General features: G+C 61.7%; 12 protein-coding genes. 11 read left to right on the plus strand and 1 reads right to left on the minus strand.

Annotated elements, in window-relative coordinates; genetic code table 11:
- The 6 genes from G365_RS0118490 to G365_RS22355 form a co-directional block, all read left to right on the plus strand.
- The coding region (locus tag G365_RS0118490; protein WP_019647029.1) for an NAD-dependent succinate-semialdehyde dehydrogenase at positions 1-963 on the plus strand (963 nt) is incomplete at its 5' end.
- A gap of 109 nt (positions 964-1,072) precedes the next feature.
- Entirely contained in the window at positions 1,073-2,377 is a 1,305-nt protein-coding gene (gene gabT, locus G365_RS0118495; protein WP_019647030.1) for a 4-aminobutyrate--2-oxoglutarate transaminase, read from the plus strand.
- A gap of 350 nt (positions 2,378-2,727) precedes the next feature.
- Positions 2,728-4,095, plus strand: coding sequence for an aspartate aminotransferase family protein (locus G365_RS0118500; RefSeq protein ID WP_019647031.1), 1,368 nt, complete (start codon positions 2,728-2,730; stop codon positions 4,093-4,095).
- A gap of 191 nt (positions 4,096-4,286) precedes the next feature.
- On the plus strand, positions 4,287-5,243 hold the full coding sequence (locus G365_RS0118505; RefSeq protein ID WP_019647032.1) for a TAXI family TRAP transporter solute-binding subunit: 957 nt from the start codon (positions 4,287-4,289) through the stop codon (positions 5,241-5,243).
- Between the two features lie 84 nt (positions 5,244-5,327).
- Complete coding sequence (locus G365_RS0118510) at positions 5,328-7,409, plus strand: TRAP transporter permease (RefSeq protein ID WP_019647033.1); 2,082 nt, start codon at positions 5,328-5,330, stop codon at positions 7,407-7,409.
- A 47-nt stretch (positions 7,410-7,456) separates the two neighbouring features.
- Positions 7,457-7,867: a DUF1850 domain-containing protein gene (locus G365_RS22355; RefSeq protein ID WP_019647034.1), complete on the plus strand. Its 411-nt coding sequence runs from the start codon at positions 7,457-7,459 to the stop codon at positions 7,865-7,867.
- On the opposite strand, the gene G365_RS0118520 is transcribed toward G365_RS22355, so the two are convergent.
- A complete protein-coding gene (locus tag G365_RS0118520) occupies positions 7,864-9,888 on the minus strand; it encodes a sensor histidine kinase (protein WP_019647035.1) in 2,025 nt (674 codons plus the stop codon). The genes G365_RS22355 and G365_RS0118520 overlap by 4 nt on opposite strands.
- A gap of 242 nt (positions 9,889-10,130) precedes the next feature.
- Between G365_RS0118520 and G365_RS0118525 the strand changes: the two genes are divergently transcribed.
- From G365_RS0118525 to G365_RS0118545, 5 genes are all read left to right on the plus strand, one after another.
- Entirely contained in the window at positions 10,131-10,919 is a 789-nt protein-coding gene (locus tag G365_RS0118525; protein WP_019647036.1) for a response regulator transcription factor, read from the plus strand.
- A gap of 156 nt (positions 10,920-11,075) precedes the next feature.
- On the plus strand, positions 11,076-11,570 hold the full coding sequence (locus tag G365_RS0118530) for a DUF4347 domain-containing protein (RefSeq protein ID WP_169545198.1): 495 nt from the start codon (positions 11,076-11,078) through the stop codon (positions 11,568-11,570).
- 427 nt (positions 11,571-11,997) lie between these two features.
- A complete protein-coding gene (locus G365_RS0118535) occupies positions 11,998-13,125 on the plus strand; it encodes a response regulator (protein WP_019647038.1) in 1,128 nt (375 codons plus the stop codon).
- 25 nt (positions 13,126-13,150) lie between these two features.
- Positions 13,151-14,320: an FIST signal transduction protein gene (locus G365_RS0118540; RefSeq protein WP_019647039.1), complete on the plus strand. Its 1,170-nt coding sequence runs from the start codon at positions 13,151-13,153 to the stop codon at positions 14,318-14,320.
- On the plus strand, positions 14,320-18,237 hold the full coding sequence (locus G365_RS0118545) for a response regulator (protein ID WP_019647040.1): 3,918 nt from the start codon (positions 14,320-14,322) through the stop codon (positions 18,235-18,237). Before G365_RS0118540 ends, G365_RS0118545 begins: the two co-directional genes overlap by 1 nt.

Genomic DNA, 18,237 nt, shown 5'->3' on the forward strand with positions numbered 1-18,237 from the left:
TGCGCCCCGGCGCTGGCGGCGGGCTGCACCGTGGTGGTGAAACCGGCGGAAGACACCCCGCTGTCGGCGCTGGCGCTGGCCGAACTGGCCGAGCAGGCCGGTATCCCCAAGGGTGTGTTCAACATCGTCACCTGCGAACACGGTGCGGAAGTCGGCGGCGAGCTGACCGGCAGCCCGCTGGTGCGCAAGCTGTCGTTCACCGGCTCCACCGAAGTCGGCAAGCTGCTGATGCGTCAGTGCGCCGGTACGGTGAAGAAGGTGTCGCTGGAACTGGGCGGCAATGCGCCGTTCATCGTGTTCGATGACGCCGATCTTGACGCTGCCGTGCAGGGGGCGATTGCCTCAAAGTACCGCAACGCCGGTCAGACCTGCGTCTGCGCCAACCGTATTCTGGTGCAGGACGGGGTCTATGATGCCTTCGCCGCCAAGCTGGCCGAGGCCGTCAAGGCCCTGAAGGTCGGCAACGGGGTTGAGGCCGGGGTGACCCAGGGCCCGCTGATCAACGAAGACGCCATCGCCAAGGTGGAACGTCTGGTCTCTGAAGCGGTTGCCAAGGGCGCAAAGCCGGAACTGGGCGGCAAGCGCCATGCCCTCGGCGGCACTTTCTTCGAGCCGACGATCCTGACCGGCGTCACCGCCGACATGTCGATCTTCTCGGAAGAAATCTTTGGCCCGGTGGCCCCGCTGTTCCGCTTCCACACTGAAGCCGAAGCGATCCAGATGGCCAATGATACCCCGTTCGGACTGGCCGCCTATTTCTACTCCCGCGATATCGGCCGCGTCTGGCGCGTCGCGGAAGGGCTGGAATACGGCATCGTTGGCATCAACGAAGGCATCATCTCCACCGAAGTCGCCCCCTTCGGCGGCGTCAAGGAATCCGGCATCGGCCGTGAAGGCTCTAAGTACGGCCTCGATGACTTCCTCGAGATCAAATACCTCTGCATGGGCGGCGTGAACGCGTAACGCTCTGCTCTGACAGCCTTTCCCCGTCCGGCAATGACCGGTCGGACGGGGCCCCAAAACACCGTATGACTTTCTGATCTTCCCAATCTTTTGCGGAGAACCCTTTCCCATGACCGCGTCCAACAATTCTGCTCTTCAGGCCCGTCGTGAGTCCGCCATTCCGCGCGGCGTCGGCACCATGCTGCCCGTGTTCACCGCCCGCGCTGAAGGGGCTGAGCTGTGGGACGTCGAAGGGAAGCGTTACATTGACTTCGCCGGCGGGATCGCCGTGCTGAACACCGGCCATAACCACCCGAAGATCAAGGCTGCCGTTGCCGCGCAGCTGGATAACTTCAGCCACACCTGCTTCCAGGTTACCCCGTATGAAAGCTATGTCGCGCTGGCTGAAAAGCTGAACGCGCTGGTTCCGGGCCCGACCCCCAAGCAGACCATGTTCGTCACCACCGGTGCCGAAGCGGTTGAAAACGCCGTCAAGATTGCCCGCCAGCACACCGGCCGCTCCGGCGTCATCGCCTTCAACGGCGCGTTCCATGGCCGTACCCTGATGGGCATGGCCCTGACCGGTAAGGTGCTGCCGTACAAGGCCGGTTTCGGTCCGTTCCCGGCGGAAATTTACCACGCCCCGTTCCCGACCGCTTACCGTGGCGTGTCGGTGGCTGACAGCCTGAAGGCGCTGGAAAACCTGTTCAAGTCCGACGTTGATCCGAAGCGTATTGCCGCGATGATCGTCGAGCCGGTGCAGGGCGAAGGCGGCTTCAACATCGCCCCGGCTGAATGGCTGCAGGCCCTGCGCAAGATCTGCGACGAACACGGCATTCTGCTGATCATCGACGAAATCCAGACCGGTTTCGCCCGGACCGGCAAGATGTTCGCCGTCGAATACGCCGGTATCGAGCCGGACATGATGACCCTTGCCAAGTCGCTGGCTGGCGGGTTCCCGCTGTCTGCCGTCGTCGGCAAGAAGTCGGTGATGGACTCCTGCAACCCGGGTGGTCTGGGCGGCACCTACGCCGGTTCGCCGCTGGGCTGCGTCGCTGGTCTGGCCGTTCTCGACGTCATCGAGGAAGAAAAGCTGTGTGACCGCGCCAACACCATCGGTGCTCTGATGGTCGACCGCCTGAACGGCATGGCCAACCGCAACACCCTGTCCCCGGTGATCGGTGAAATCCGCGCCCTCGGTGGCATGGTGGCGGTGGAACTGCTGAAGAACCGCGACACCCGCGAGCCGGATGCCGACCTGACCAAGGCGCTGGTGCAGAAGTGCGCCGCCAAGGGTCTGGTGATCCTGTCCTGCGGCACCTATGGCAACGTCATCCGCTTCCTGGTGCCGCTGGTGGCGTCCGATGCCCTCGTCAACGAAGGCATGGACGTTCTGGAATCCGCCCTGGAAGAGCTGGTCTCCGCCAAGGCGTAACACAGTACGCTACAGTACGTTTTCTGCTGAGTATCCCTTCGGAGACGGACGTGAGTGTCTCCCACTCCGGCTGCCCCTTCCCGGTCCTCTCCGGGACCGGTCGGCAGCCGGGGTCCCCTTGCGGGTGATCCGCGGTGCTGTGATAACGGACCGGACGGATCACCCGTTTTTTTTAGAAAAGACGATTGCGGCGGGATAAGCCAACCGCCTATGGGCCAGATATAAAATTGCGATAAGACCCCTGTTACGCAATCTGGTATGCAATAGTCTGCCTTCAGAGCGGCCATCTTTTTCAGTTTCTGCTAAAAGTGCCGCGCCCACCTGCCCTGACAGATCCAAGGAGACTCCCCATGTCGAACGCTTTGCGTGACGCTGATATCCGCTATGTGCTGCACCCCTACACCAATCTGGCTGCCCATGAGGAAAAAGGCCCGATGATCGCCGTGCGCGGTGACGGCGTGAAGGTCTTTGACATCAACGGCAAGGACTACATTGAAGGGATGGCCGGTCTGTGGTGCACCTCCCTCGGGTTTTCCGAACCGCGCCTGCGGGAAGCGGCCCTGCGCCAGATGGATGCCCTGCCGTTCTTCCATCAGTTCGGCCATAAATCCCACGCGCCGGGGATTGAGCTGGCTGAACGCCTGATCGGCATGGCCCCGGCCGGACTGACCAAGGCATTTTTTGCCAACTCCGGGTCGGAAGCCAACGACACCGTGGTCAAGATTGTTCGCTACATGAACAACATCCTTGGCCGCCCGCAGAAAAAGAAGATCATCGCCCGTGAGCGCGCCTATCACGGCGTGACGGTCGCCGCCGCCAGCCTGACCGGCCTGCCGGTCAATCACCGTGCCTTTGACCTGCCGATCGAAGGGGTGGTTCGCACCGGCTGCCCGCATCATTACCGGTATGCCCAGCCGGGCGAAACCGAAGAAGCCTTCGCCACCCGCCTTGCCGCTGAACTGGAAGCCCAGATTCTGGCTGAAGGCCCGGAAACCGTCGCCGCCTTCATCGCCGAGCCGGTGCAGGGTGCCGGCGGGGTGATCATTCCCCCGGCGACCTATTTCGATAAGATTCAGGCCGTACTGAAAAAATACGACGTGCTGATGGTCGCCGATGAAGTCATCTGCGGCTTTGGCCGGACCGGCAATGCCTGGGGCAGCCAGACCTACAATATCCGCCCCGACATCCTGACCTGCGCCAAGGCACTGTCGTCAGCCTATCTGCCGATTTCAGCGGTTCTGGTGTCTGATGACGTTTATCAGGCGGTCAAGAAGGGCTCGGCGGAAATCGGCTCTTTCGGGCATGGTTACACCTATTCCGCCCACCCGGTGGCGGCGGCAGTGGCACTGGAAACCCTGAAGATCTATGAAGAACGGGATATCTTCGGTCACACCCGCGCCGTCTCCCCGACCTTCCTGAAGCACCTGACCCGCTATGCCGCCCACCCGCTGGTCGGCAACGCCCGCGGCATCGGTCTGGTCGGTGCGCTGGAGCTGGTGGCCGATAAGACCACCAAAGAATCGTTCCCGCCCGCCGCTGCCATGGCCGCCAAACTGGTGGAACTGGCACAGGACGAAGGGCTGATCCTGCGGTCTCTGGCCGGGGATATCGTCTCCTTCTGCCCGCCGCTGATTATCACCGACGCTGAACTGGACGATATGTTTGCCCGCTTCGACCGTGCGATGGAACGGATGACCGCCCTGACCGGGATCGGCTGACCTCTTTCCCACCCCGTTCTGTGATGTCCGGCGCCCTGCATGTGAACCATGCAGGGCGCTTTTTTTGTATACATTCGCGCGACCGGGGTTAGGCTATTCAGAGCCATCAAGGGCTGTGGCCCACCGCAGCCCTTTCGCATAAACCGGCGCTACGACCGGTCCACGATCAAAAATCCCCGGGAGGATCCTTCATGAAAAAATCTCTGCTGGCCGCTGCCGTCGCCATCGGATCTCTGCTTGGCGCGACACAGGCGCAGGCGGAACAGTTCGTCAACGTGCTGTCCGGCGGCACCTCCGGCGTCTATTACCCGCTGGGGGTCGCTCTCTCAAAAATCTATGCCGACAATATCAAAGATGTGCGTACCAGCGTGCAGTCCACCAAGGCCTCGGTGGAAAACCTGAACCTGCTGAACTCAGGGCGCGGCGAAGTTGCGTTCACCCTCGGGGACTCCCTGTCTTCGGCATGGGCCGGGGATGCGGAAGCGGGCTTCAAAGCCAAGCTGGAAAACCTGCGTGGTATTGCCGGGATTTACCCCAACTATATCCAGATCGTCGCCCGGGCCGACAGCGGCATCAAGACACTGGCTGACCTCAAGGGCAAGCGCGTTTCCGTCGGCCCGGCCAAGTCGGGGACCGAACTGAATGCCCGTGAAATTCTGGCTGCCGGAAAGCTCAGCTACTCCGACTTTGGCAAAACCGAATATCTCGCTTTCGGGGAAAGCGTGGAGCTGATGAAAAACCGTCAGCTGGATGCCGCCATTATCTCCGCCGGGCTTGGCGTGTCGGCAATCCGCGATCTGTCGGCCACCACCGCCATCACCGTCGTTGAAATTCCCGCAGCCACTGCTGCTGCCATTGTCAATCCGGTCTACATTTCCACCAAAATCCCGGCAGGCACCTACGACGGCGTGACCACCGACACCAACACTGTCGCCATCAAAAATTTCCTCGTCACCCGGGCCGACCTGTCGGCGGATCTGGTCTATGAGATGACCAAGCTGATGTTTGAAAAACAGGCCGATCTGGTCAGCGCCCACAACGCGGCCAAGGAACTGAGCCTGACTGACGCCGTGAAGGGGATGCCGCTGCCGCTGCACCCCGGCGCAGAAAAGTACCTGAAGGAAAAAGGCGTCAGCATGACCCGCTGAGCCTGACGGCATCAGTCTGCCGGGGCTGCCTGTCATCCCCGGCGCTGTGCTGCGTTTCTGACTTTTCTGTGGGAACAACCCTCTATGACTGCATCTTCGCCCGACACCGTTGATGACGGCGGCGTCCTGCACGCAGGCCTCGGTGAACGGACATCGTTTGCCGGCAAATTTCTGTTCCTGATCGCCATCGCCTTCTCTGTCTGGCAGATCTATGTCGCCGCCTACGCGCCGGTCTCCTCCATCGTTGCCCGGTCCCTGCACGTCGGCTTCATTCTGCTGCTGGTGTTCGCCCTGACCGCCCGGGCCCGCAAAGCGGGCGACTGGCGGATCTGGCTGGACTGGGGCCTCGGGTTGACCGGTTTTGCCCTCGCCTTTTACCACTGGGTGTTTGAAAGCGACCTGATCTTCCGGGCCGGGGAACCCAGCGACACCGATCTGATTGTCGGCTGCGTGGTGGTGGCACTGGTGTTTGAAGCCGCCCGCCGGGTCCTTGGCACCGCGCTGCCGGTGATCTGTGTGCTGTTCCTGTCCTATGCGCTGTTCGGCCAGTATCTGCCATCCCCGCTGAATCATCGCGGTTACGGGTTTGATCAGGTGGTTGACCAGATGTTTCTCGGCACGGAAGGGGTTTATGGGATCCCGACGTATGTGTCAGCGACCTACATCTTCCTGTTTATTGTTTTTGGGGCCTTCCTTGAACGTGCCGGCATTATCTCCCTGTTCAACGATCTGGCGATCGGTTCCGTCGGCCATTCACAGGGGGGGCCGGCCAAAGTGGCGGTCATTTCCTCGGCCCTGATGGGCACCGTCAATGGATCCGGCGTGGCCAACGTGGTGACCACAGGTCAGTTCACTATCCCGATGATGAAGCGCAGCGGCTTCACTGCGGCCTTTGCCGGGGCTGTCGAGGCCACTGCCTCAATGGGCGGGCAGATCATGCCGCCGGTGATGGGGGCCGTCGCCTTCATCATGGCAGAGACGCTTGGGGTCGGTTACGCCGAGATTGTCCGCGCCGCAGTCATTCCGGCCATCCTGTATTTTGCGACAGCCTTCTGGATGGTTCACCTTGAGGCAAAACGCCTTGGCCTGAAGGGGATGGATAAAGCAACGCTGCCCAGCGTTTCGCGGGCCCTGCGGGAGCGTTGGCATCTGCTGATCCCGCTTCTCCTTTTAGTGGTTCTCCTGTTCTCCGGGTTCACCCCCCTGTTTGCGGGAACGGTCGGTCTCGCCTTTACTGCCATCCTGATTCTCGGGTCCCGGATTACCACCACCATGGGGCCGATGACGCTGAAGATTCTGCTGTGGATTGTGATCGGCATTGCCAGCTCCGCTTTCTATAAACTCGGTATCACCGCCGTCTTCGGGGTGATTGCGGTTCTGGTCGGGGCACTGGTGTTCATCCGTGGGGGTAAGGAAACCCTGTCGCTGTGCGTTGAAGCACTGGCCGAAGGGGCCCGCCATGCCCTGCCGGTGGCGATCGCCTGTGCGCTGGTCGGGGTGATCATCGCCACCATGACCCTGACCGGGGCAGCCTCCAACTTCACCCGGGTCATCGTTTCGGTCGGTGAAAACAACCTGTTCCTGTCACTGCTGATGACGATGGTGGCCTGTCTGATCCTCGGCATGGGCATCCCGACAATCCCCAATTATATCATCACCTCCTCCCTTGTCGGCCCGGCACTGGAAAACCTTGGTGTCCCGCTGATCGTCAGCCATATGTTCGTGTTTTACTTCGGCATCATGGCCGATCTGACGCCACCTGTGGCACTGGCAGCCTTCGCCGCCTCCTCCATCGCCAAAGAATCGGCGATGAAAATCGGATTGCAGGCGATGCGGATCGCCATTGCCGGGTTTGTGGTGCCCTTCATGGCGGTCTATACCCCGGCCCTGATGTTGCAGAATACCGGCGATCTGCCCGCTGCAATCGGCTTTGTTCCGGCAGTGGCCTATGTGGTGGTCAAAGCCGTGCTGTCCGTCGGTCTGTGGGGTGCGGCCGCGATCGGTCATCTGTCGGTCAGGCTTCAGTGGTGGGAACGCCTGTGGGCCGCCGCTACGGCTTTCTGTCTGGTTGCCTCAATCCCGATGACCGACGAAATCGGCTTTGCCTCCGTCATCACCTTTGTTGGCTATCAGATCCTGCAGCATCGCCGTCGGGCAACGGCGTGACTGTCGGCGCAATCCTGACCCTCTGTCTTGCCATACAGGGGGGGCCAATGCTCCCCCTGTATGAGACCTCTCTCTCCGGTGAGGCCTCTGTCACCCCGGTAAAGTCTGCCCCTTTGGAACGGTTCACCCTGCGCTGGCTGCATTCGGTGGAAAAGATCCCGTGGGAAGAACACTGGTCAGTGACACCGCAGGGCCTGCGCCTTGGCCGGGTTCGGATTGAAGGGACTGGAGCAGGCATGGAACCCCCGCCGGACGCTCGGGTGATCAATGGCGGAATCGAGTATTCCGCGGCAGACCGACCGCCGGTGGATCGCCTGATTTTACCCGACAGTGACTTTACCGGGCCGATCACCCTGTGCCGGGAAGACGCCACCGGATGTCAGCCTCTGCGGGACCTGATCCACAGATTCGCCGACGACCCCCGCCCGCTTGTTCTGTCTCCCTGCCGTGGCGGCTAAACTGACGGTCCACGGGTCTCTGCCCTGGGCAACCCAACCCGGACCGTTGTGCCGACACCGATCTGGCTGAAAATCCGGATGGTCCCGCCATGTAGATTGACCAGCTTGCGGGCCATATACAGACCGAACCCGGTACCGGCGACCCCCTGCGTATTACTGCCCCGGGTATATTTCTCAAAAATCTTCGGCAGGTCCTGCTCCGGGATTCCGCGTCCGCGGTCCTCCACCTCAATGACCACCATGCCATCCTCAAGGCCAATCCGGACGTCCACCGGTGTTTCCGGGGCGCTGTACTTCAGCGCATTGCCAATCAGATTACGGAACAGGGTGCCGGTCATCTCTTCATCCGCGATCACCTGCGCCGTATCTGTGGCCCCTCCGGTCAGGCGGATCTCCCGCTCCGGATTCTGGCTGATCAGCCCCTGCACAACCTCCATCACCAGATTCTGCACATCGGTCCTGACCGGATACAGGCGCAGGACATGACCGTCCATCCGCTGCTGCTGCAGGCCAACCTCAATCACCTCCGTCAGCCGCTGCATCGCGCGGCGCATCCGGTCCAGAACACGCGTTCCTTCCGGGATTTGCCCCGGCAGACGCAGCGAGAGCGTATCAAGGCTGCTGTTCAGTACCGACACCGGGGTCCGGTACTCATGCGAAATCATATCAATAAAACGGATCTGGTCGGCAATCGCCTGCCGCTCGGCCCGCAGCGATGCCTCCAGCTGCTCTTTCGCCATTGCCAGTTCATGGGTGCGTTCCTCGACCAGACGGATCGCCCGCTGCTCGGCAGAACGTGCCAGCGCCGCCAGCTCGCCAAGCGCCTGCGCCCGTTCCGCCTCGGCATCGCGCACCCGCATCGCCAGACCCAGCTTCATCACCACCATATGGGTACACATCCCGATCAGGGTGGCGTTATCGGCCAGCAGGGATGGCTCAAGCAGCCCCAATGTCCGCGAGATGTTGATCACCGCCCCCAGCGCAAGCAGCACAAAGGCAACGGCAAAAACCCCGGCAGGGCGATAGCCCCGCCGGTACAGGACGATCCCGGCCCCGACACTGGCATAAACGTGGACAATCATCACCGGCAGAATCACCGGTGCAACCACCGGATAGAGGCCCGCCGCTGAACAGGCTGCCCCCACCGCATACAGAATGATCAGGCCAACGATGAAACGGTACATCCACGGCATCTGCTCTTTCAGACGCAGATAGACGATCCCGAACAATCCTCCGAACAATGAGGACAGCATCACCGGCACGGTATAGCTCATGTTAACGACATGAACCGCCGCATCCCCCAGCAGAAACGGCATATACCCGGACAGAGACAGATATGAAGTCGCAGAAAAGCCAACATAGGCACCATACAGAAGATGCCAACTATCCCGCAGCCACAGGAAGTACATCAGATTCATCAGAAAGATCAGGACGAAGGTGCCATACACCCCCCCCATGATCAGGTCTTCGCGGGTATTGGCAGCCGTAAAGGACTCAATGGTCGAAAGCGTGCCCCGCAACACCATCGCCCCTGATGTCGACAGGCGAAGATAAAGGTCGCGGGTTTCCCCCGGATTGAGGGTCAGCAGCGCCGTAAAATTGGCAGTCCGCAGGGTCCGCCCCGTCAGTGGCTCAAGGTCACCAAAACGGCTGAGAGAATAGTTGTCAGGCCCCTGACCCGGCTCCCCCACATAGAGCTGGACATGGTCAAGGAACGGGGGGCGCAGTTCCATCACCCAGGTCATCCGCCGGGAGGCGGACGACGTGACACGGGCGTGAAGCCAGATGGTCTCTTCGGTGAAACCAAGACTGACAAAGCCGGGCAGCGGTGCCATCTGTCCCGCTTCCCGGGCCCGGATCACATCCCCCAGCACCATCAGGCCGCCGCTGTCCCGCAGCAGAGAAAAGGACCCGGCCATGGAGCGGGCCTTTTCTCTGCTTTCCGTCAAGGTCAGCGGTTCCGCCGACCGGGCCGGGGCCAGCGGGGCCAGCAGCCACAAGGCCAGTACCGCAACGGTCATGCGCCACAGCCAGCACGCTCCGGCACCTTTCAACACATGCCTCACCCGGCCAACCTCCAGCCCACCCAGTGACCGCTCCGGCCCTGCGCCCGGAACGACGGCTCTTTTGTGCGATATTCCGGCGTTTGCCACAATCCTATAAGACAGGGTATACCCCTTGGCATAACCTCAGATTATCCGGCATCTTTACCCTCGGTAGAACACTGTACCATCACTTCGACTGAATGAACTGTAGACATACGATGGACTCCCGGCCTGCCCCCTCCCTCACCACAACACCGCTGTCTCCCCCGGTGCGTGTGGTGCTGATCGAAGATGATACAGACCTGCGGGATTCTCTGGCGGATCTGATCAGTCTGGCCGGATTCGAGGTCCTGACCGGGGGATCGGCACTGGCGTTCTACCAGATTCTTGCCAGCCAGCCTTTTGAGATTGCCATTCTGGATGTCGGGCTGCCGGATCAGGACGGCTTCAGCATTGTTGAACATCTGAAAGCCAACAACCACCGTCACGGCATTATCATGCTGACCGCCCGGGATGGGACCGAAGACCGGATTCAGGGCTTCCGTCAGGGGGCTGACCTGTATTTCACCAAACCTGCCGACGGGCGGGAACTGGTGGCTGCGATCACCACTCTGGCCCTGCGCCTGCGTGCAGTTGATCACCCGGCCCCAGAGGCATCCGGATCCGCGGACAGCTATCCCCCGGCAGGACCAGCCCCACAGAACGGCTGGTATCTGGACCATCAGCAATGGGCCCTGCTGGCGCCCACCGGCCAGTCTGTCAGCCTGACAGCGCAGGAAATGCGGCTTCTCGGCTGCTTTCTGACCATCCCAGCCAGCGCCGACGGTATCGCAACCCGCAGTGCCCTGCTGGGAGCGATCGGGAAAAATCCGGTGGAAACAGAAGACCGCAGCCTTGATGCCGCCATCCGCCGCCTGCGCCGGAAAGTGGAACAGGCCGTCGGACAGGATCTGCCCCTGAAGACGGTACCGACCAAGGGGTATCAGTTTACAGCCCCCCTGCAGTGAACCAATCCCCTGCCGCTACCCTCGCGGGTTGATCGGATCTGCGCGTAACAGGTGACATTTTGTCACATGGCGTCACATCTCGACACATACCGGCAGTTGCAATCTATCCCGACGTCACTTTATGCTCGGGAGGATTTTTTTTATGGTCGCCGCACCGTGCCTGACATTCCTTCACAATATTCGATGCCCAGTGGCGCCGCGCCGCCCCAGAACCTTGTCGTTGCCGATGAGGATCTGGCACAGGCCATGCGGCTTCTGCCCGACCTGCCCCCCGGCTGTGACATGGCAATTCTGCCCCGGTCGGGAACATCCCTCCGCCACCTGACAGAGCACCTGCGGGACAGTGCCCCGCTACAGACCCTGATCCTGATTCTTGACGGCGGTCCCGGATACATCCGGCTGGGCGGACAGATCATTGACAGGCGGGCCATCGGAAAGAACCAGACTGAACTGACGGAATGGCAGCAGTTGCTGACAGCCGATGCCCGCCTGTTCCTTCTGGTCAACGGCCTGCCCCAGAGCGGAGTCGGACACGAATTCTCCCACGATCTCAGTCTGTGCCTGCAACGCCCGGTCCTGCCGCGTCTGCTGCCGGACGCGCGAACCGTTCTGTCATCCCTGCATCCGGAGAAAACCGCCCCTGCTGCCTGACGGCAGCCCTACCCGGACAGGCTTAGACACTTTTGAGAAAAATTTTCGTCAAATGCCGTCACATCCTGTCACAACTCGTGCGTTGTTTCATCGGCCGTAAAACGACATTCTGATCCTGCAAACGACGGAACTCCTGTGCCAAGGGATGTCTGCCTAAATCCGTCGGATGCAACGCCCGGCTGGCACTGCCCGCCCTTCCCTTCAGCCGGGCATGAACCCCCGCTTTCTGCCCGGAAGCGGGGGTTTGACTTTTCTCACCGTCATAAACAGTTCCACTCCGATCCCGACTCTGAATTTCCTGATCAGAAGTGCGGATATAGTTCTCTTGCCTCATTGCCGGGGGGTAGCATCCTCCGCATTATGGCCGGAACTGTCCGGGTCTCACCAAGGGCAAAACGGGGAAATATGGGAAAAGGGGCGGCAAACCATGCAGGATGCGGAACGGCCGCGCATTCTTGTCGTTGATGACGAACCGATCAACGTAAAGGTTCTGGTGGATCTGCTGCGCTCTGATTATGCGCTGGTGGTCGCGAAAGATGGGCCGCAGGCCCTGTCCCGCTGTGACGGCGATCTGTTACCTGATCTGATCCTGCTGGATGTGATGATGCCGGGGATGGATGGGCTGGAGGTCTGCCGTCGCCTGAAAGCCAACCCGCGCACGCAGGATATTCCCGTTATCTTCATCAGCGCCATGGGGCAGGCCCACGACGAGACAAGCGGCTTTGAGGCCGGGGCCAGCGACTATATCACCAAGCCGATTTCCCTGCCGGTGGTGCAGGCCCGGGTTCGGACTCAACTGGCACTGAAACACGCCCGCAGCGCCCTGCAGGACCATAATCTGAAGCTGGAAGAGCGGATCCGCGCACGGACCCGGGAACTGGAGCAGACGCAGGATATCACCATCCGCGCCCTGGCATCCCTGGCGGAAACCCGGGACAACGAAACCGGAAACCACATTAAACGCACACAGTATTATGTGCGGGCTCTGGCCGAGCATCTGCGCCACCACCCCGACTTCAGCGCCGAACTTGATGATACCGCGATTGACCTGCTGTTTAAATCAGCCCCCCTGCATGATATCGGCAAAGTCGGTATCCCCGACGCGATCCTTCTGAAACCCGGCCGTCTTGATACCGAAGAGATGGAGGTGATGAAGCGCCATGCGGAACTGGGGCAACAGGCGCTGACCGCAGCGCTGGAAGAACAGGCTGGCAGCCCCAGTGACTTCCTCCGCTATGCGGTTGAAATCTCACACTATCATCATGAAAAATGGGATGGCAGCGGCTATCCCCACGGGCTTTCCGGGCGGGATATTCCCCTGTCGGCACGCTTGATGGCTGTTGCCGACGTCTATGATGCCCTGATCAGCCGACGGGTCTACAAGCCGCCGTTTCCGCACGAAAAGGCCGTTGCGATGATCCGTGAAGGCAGCGGCACCCATTTTGATCCGGCCATCATCGATGCCTTCCTGACCCTGCAGGAACAGTTCCGCGAAATCGCCCAGCGGTACGCAGACGACGACGAACACTGGTCGCCGATCGACGACTTCCGTTAAGGCCCTCTTTTACAAGGACAGCCCCATGCGCTGCACCCAGATCACCCTGTCCGGCCCGTTGCAGCCGCAAACCGATCTGTCCGCCCTTCAGGCTCTGTCGCCTGATCTGGTGCTGGTCTTTGCCTCGGTCACTCATCTGACCATCCCTGGTGCCCTTGATCCCCTGCGCGCCGCAGTGCCGGATGCGATCATCACCGGCTGCTCCACCGCCGGGGAAATCAGCGCTGAAGGCGTCAGCGATCTTGGCATGGTCATCACCGCCATCTCCTTTACCAGCACCACCGCCCGCCTTGTCTCAGCCCCGTTACCCGGTCTTGCCGACTCCTTCCGGGCCGGAACGGCACTGGCGGAACAACTGGGAACAGACGCACCGGCGGCAATCCTGCTGTTCGGGCGGGGCACCGACATCAACGGCACTGCCCTGATCGAAGGCATCACCGGTCACTTCGGGGCAGCGGTCCCGGTGTCCGGCGGGCTGGCGGGCGATGACGGGGCCTTCCGGCATACGGTGGTGATCGGGCCGTCCGGGGTCACCGACTCCGATGTGGTTGCCCTCGGCCTTTATGGGGACGCACTGACGGTGCAGACCGGCTCTTACGGCGGCTGGCAGCCGTTCGGTCCCCTGCGGCAGATCACCCGCGCCGAAGGAAATATTCTCTATACTCTCGATGATGAACCGGCGCTGGAAATTTACCGCCGCTATCTGGGGGACCATGCTGAGGGGCTCCCGGCTTCCGGACTGCTGTTCCCCTTCGAGATGATCCGGTCCGACACCACATCGGAAGGACTGATCCGGACCATTCTGGGCATTGACCCGGAGGCAGGCAGCCTGATTCTGGCCGGGGCCGTCACCCCGGGGCATTACCTGCGGATGATGCACGCCAGCACCGATGCGCTGGTTCTGGGCGCAGAGCGGGCAGCGACACAGGTGCTGTCTGATCCGGCAGGATCAGCGGAAGCCCCGCAGGACGGCCTTGCCCTGCTGGTCAGCTGTGTCGGTCGGAAACTGGTGATGGGCGACCGCGTCGATGAAGAGATCGAGGTGGTGACCGAGGCCCTTGGCGGGCACCACACCGTGGCCGGTTTTTATTCCTACGGAGAGATCAACCCGCAGCGGGATACCGCCGACGGCACCGCCTGCCGCCTGCATAACCAGACCATGACCATCGCCCTGCTGACGGAGGCCCGCCCCTGATGCACCGCCTGTTCCTGTCGCAGATCAAACGCAGCCTTGGCCTGAAGACTCAGGATGATCTGTCTGCCGCGCTGACGGATCTGGAGTCGCAGGCAGACAGGCTCGATCCGGCGGCACAGGCACTGGTCAACGGGCTTCGTCCGCTGTTTGACAGGATATCGCAGGCCTATCATCAGTCCGACCGCGATCTGGACCTGCGCAGCCGCAGTCTGGAACTGTCGTCGCAGGAACTGGTGCAGATGAATCAGCGCCTGCGGGATGATGCCGCCGCCCAGCGCCATGCCCTGAAAGCGTTGCAGGTGACAGCCGCCGCCCTGGTGGAGGAAGAAGCCGGCCCCGGCGGCAGTACTGCTGAAGATGACGACGGCCAGTCCGTCGCCGTTCTGGCCAGACGGGTCGCCCAGCTGGTGGACCAGCGGCGGGCGGTCCGCGAAGCGCTTGAACAGCAGAAATTTGCCCTCGATCAGCATGCCATCGTCAGCATTACCGATACCGCCGGTAAAATCATCTACGCCAACGACCGCTTCTGTGAAATCAGTGGCTTCACCCGCGAAGAGCTGCTGGGGCATACCCATGCAGTCGTCAATTCCGGCACCCATCAGAAAGAGTTTTTTGCCGACCTGTGGAGCACCATCCGGGCCGGGCAGGTGTGGAACGGGCAGATCTGCAACCGCTCGAAAGAAGGCTCTCTCTATTGGGTGGAAGCCACGATTGTTCCCTTGAATATCGAAAATGGCATCCCCGGCCAATACATCGCCATCCGCACCGATATCAGCCATCAGAAGCGGATGGAAGAGCAGTTACGACAGAACCGCCGCTTCCTGCAGGGGATCACCAACTCGATGGGCGAAGGGGTGTATTGCCTGAACGAGGAGGGATACTGCACCTTCCTGAATCCGGAGGCGGAACGGCTGCTCGGCTGGTCCCTGCGCGATCTGCGCCAGATCAGACTGCACGATGCGGTTCACAGCCAGCGGGCCGACGGCAGCCCCCTGCCAATCAGTGAATGCCAGTCCACCCTCGCCGTCAGCAACGGAGAGACCTACCGCAGCGATGATGAATGGTTTACCCGCCGCGATGGGGCCAGCTTCCCGGTTTCTCTGGTCACGGTTCCCCTGCGTGAGGACGGCAGGATCATCGGCTCTGTCGGGGTGTTTCAGGACATCACCGAACGGAAGCGGATTCTGGAGGCGATGGAGCACAGCGAGCAGCGCCTGAAAATCGCCCTTGAAGCCTCAAACACCGGTCTGTGGGACTGGAATCCCAAGACCGATTATGCCTTTCTCAGCGATCTTTGGAAATCCATGCTCGGCTACCAGCCGCAAGATCTGGAGAACAGCGGGGCCACCTGGGGCGCGTTGATCCATCCGGAGGACCTGACGGATGTTCTGGACAGTCTGACCCGGCACTTCGACGGGGAGACGGAGATCTTCGAGCGCGAATTCCGCATGCGCCACCGGGACGGACACTGGGTCTGGATCCTCAGTTCCGGCAAGGTGATTGACCGGGATGATCACGGTATCCCCCTGCGGGTCACCGGAATCCACAAGGACGTCTCGGAAAGCAAACGCATTCTGGCGGAACTGACCGCCGCCAAGGAAGACGCAGACAAAGCCAACCGCGCCAAAAGCGACTTTCTCGCCAATATGAGTCACGAGATCCGCACCCCGATGAACGCGGTGATCGGCCTGAGTCATCTGCTGGCCCGTACCGACCTGAATACCCGGCAGCGTGACTATCTGGATAAGATTCAGGGGGCATCGCGGACCCTGCTGGGGGTGATCAACGACATTCTCGACTTCTCTAAAATCGAAGCCGGAAAACTGACGCTGGAACAGGTCCCGTTCGAGCTGAATCAGTTGATCCACGATGTGACCGTTGTCCTGCAACCCCGTCTGCGGGAAAAAGATCTGGAACTGGTGATTGATCTGGCGGAAACGGTCCCCCAGCGCCTGATGGGGGATCCGCTGCGCCTGTCACAGGTTCTGCTCAACCTGCTGGGCAATGCCGTCAAGTTCACCGAGCAGGGCGAAATCCTGCTGCGCTTTGCCAGTGACGGTATGACCGCAGACAAAACCGTTCCGCTGACCATTTCCGTCAGCGACAGCGGTATCGGCATGACCCCGGAGCAGGTGTCCGGTCTGTTCCGCCCCTTTACACAGGCCGATACCTCCACCACGCGGCGGTTTGGCGGCACCGGGCTGGGGCTGGCAATCTCGCGGCAACTGGTGGACCTGATGGGCGGCAGCATCAGCGCCGCCAGCGTACAGGGCGAGGGATCGACCTTTACCGTCACCCTGAGCCTGACCGCCGAACAGGGGGCCGGACGCAACGACCGGAGTCTGCCGGTCGCAGGCCTGCATCCCGGCAGCTTCCGGGCACTGGTGGTTGATGACAGCCTCGCCGTCCGCTCGATCCTGAAAGATCTGCTGGAACGCAGCACCATCAACACCAGTACCGCCGCCAGCGGGCCACTGGCCCTGAAAGAACTGGCTGCCAGCGGACAGAACGGCATTCCGCCGTTCGATCTGGCGGTGATTGACTGGCGGATGCCGGAGATGAGCGGCACCGATCTGCTGCGGGCGATCCGGCAGGCCGGTCACAGCATGCCGGTGATCATGACCACCGCCTATGGTGTCGACGGGCTGCTGGCTGACCTACAGGGCCTGCCGGTCAGTGCGATTCTGGAAAAGCCGATCACTCCGTCAGGCATGTTTGATGCGGTGATGGAGGCGCTGGGGTCTGCCACCCCGGTCAGCCCCCAGCCCCAGACAGAGCAGGACTGCCCTCCTGATACCTCGCTGCGCGGGCTGCGCCTGCTGCTGGCCGAAGACAATGCCATTAACCAGATGGTCGCAACGGAACTGCTTCAGGGTATGGGCGCGGTCGTGACCGTCTGCGACAACGGGCTGGAGGCGGTTGAACGCCTGAAACAAAGCCCGGACTTTGATCTTGTTCTGATGGATGTACAGATGCCGGTGATGGACGGATACACCGCCGCCCGGACCCTGCGGACCCTGCCGGGGCTGGATCATCTGCCGGTGATCGCCATGACCGCCCATGCGATGGCCAGCGACCGTGACCGCTGCCTTGACGCCGGCATGAACGATCATATTTCCAAACCGATTGACCCGCAGGCCCTGCGGAAAACCCTTCTGCGGTGGCGCCCACAGACCGCAACGGGAACTCCGGCACAGCCGACGGCTCCCCCTGTCATGGCAAAAGTCTACGCATCCGGGGCCACCCGTCAGCCTCCGGCGGCAGAAACGGTGCTGCAGCGGGCTCACCTGCCCGGTATTGCTCTGGATGTCGCGCTCCGGAATCTGAACGGAAATGCCGCCCTGCTGCACCGGCTGCTGCGGGACTTTGCGGTCGGGCATGGCTGCGAGGCCCTGACATGGCGGCAACTGGTGGAGAAAGAGGACTGGGCTGCCATGGCCGGGCTGGCCCATACCCTGCGCGGCACGGCGTCCACCCTCGGCGCACAGCGGATCGCCGCCATCGCCGGGGATCTGGAAACCGCCACCGGCAAGGATCAGACCATACACCGTGGCGATATCATCGTTCTGACAGACCTGCTGACAGAAGCCCTGTCAGAAGTGGTTCAGGGAATCGCCACCCTGCCCAGCCCGGACGCCTCCCGGTCCGGGCCCGCCACGGCATCGGCCACCCCGGCGACCACAGTGCCGGACGACCTGCCGCAGCGGCTGGAGACCCTTGCCACGGTGCTGGCAGACGGTGATCCTGCGGCAGAAGATCTGGCGGGAGACCTGCAGGACCTGCTGGAAGGCACCGTTTTCGCCCGGCAGGCCCGGATCCTTGCCCGGCAGGCCGCCAGCTTTGACTTCGAGGACGCCGCAGAAACCCTGAAAAGCATACAGGAGGCCCTGGCAGAACAGGCACCGGCCTGCCCCTGA

The sequence above is a fragment of the Novispirillum itersonii subsp. itersonii ATCC 12639 genome, from assembly GCF_000381985.1.
Taxonomy (GTDB): Bacteria; Pseudomonadota; Alphaproteobacteria; order Rhodospirillales; family Rhodospirillaceae; genus Novispirillum; species Novispirillum itersonii.

Coding starts and splice junctions, on each gene's coding strand:
- G365_RS0118540 (WP_019647039.1), top strand. CDS start 13,151: ATGCGCTGCACCCAGATCACCCTGTCCGGCCCGTTGCAGCCGCAAACC.
- gabT (WP_019647030.1), top strand. CDS start 1,073: ATGACCGCGTCCAACAATTCTGCTCTTCAGGCCCGTCGTGAGTCCGCC.
- G365_RS0118545 (WP_019647040.1), top strand. CDS start 14,320: ATGCACCGCCTGTTCCTGTCGCAGATCAAACGCAGCCTTGGCCTGAAG.
- G365_RS0118525 (WP_019647036.1), top strand. CDS start 10,131: ATGGACTCCCGGCCTGCCCCCTCCCTCACCACAACACCGCTGTCTCCC.
- G365_RS0118505 (WP_019647032.1), top strand. CDS start 4,287: ATGAAAAAATCTCTGCTGGCCGCTGCCGTCGCCATCGGATCTCTGCTT.
- G365_RS0118520 (WP_019647035.1), bottom strand. CDS start 9,888: ATGACCGTTGCGGTACTGGCCTTGTGGCTGCTGGCCCCGCTGGCCCCG.
- G365_RS0118500 (WP_019647031.1), top strand. CDS start 2,728: ATGTCGAACGCTTTGCGTGACGCTGATATCCGCTATGTGCTGCACCCC.
- G365_RS22355 (WP_019647034.1), top strand. CDS start 7,457: ATGCTCCCCCTGTATGAGACCTCTCTCTCCGGTGAGGCCTCTGTCACC.
- G365_RS0118535 (WP_019647038.1), top strand. CDS start 11,998: ATGCAGGATGCGGAACGGCCGCGCATTCTTGTCGTTGATGACGAACCG.
- G365_RS0118510 (WP_019647033.1), top strand. CDS start 5,328: ATGACTGCATCTTCGCCCGACACCGTTGATGACGGCGGCGTCCTGCAC.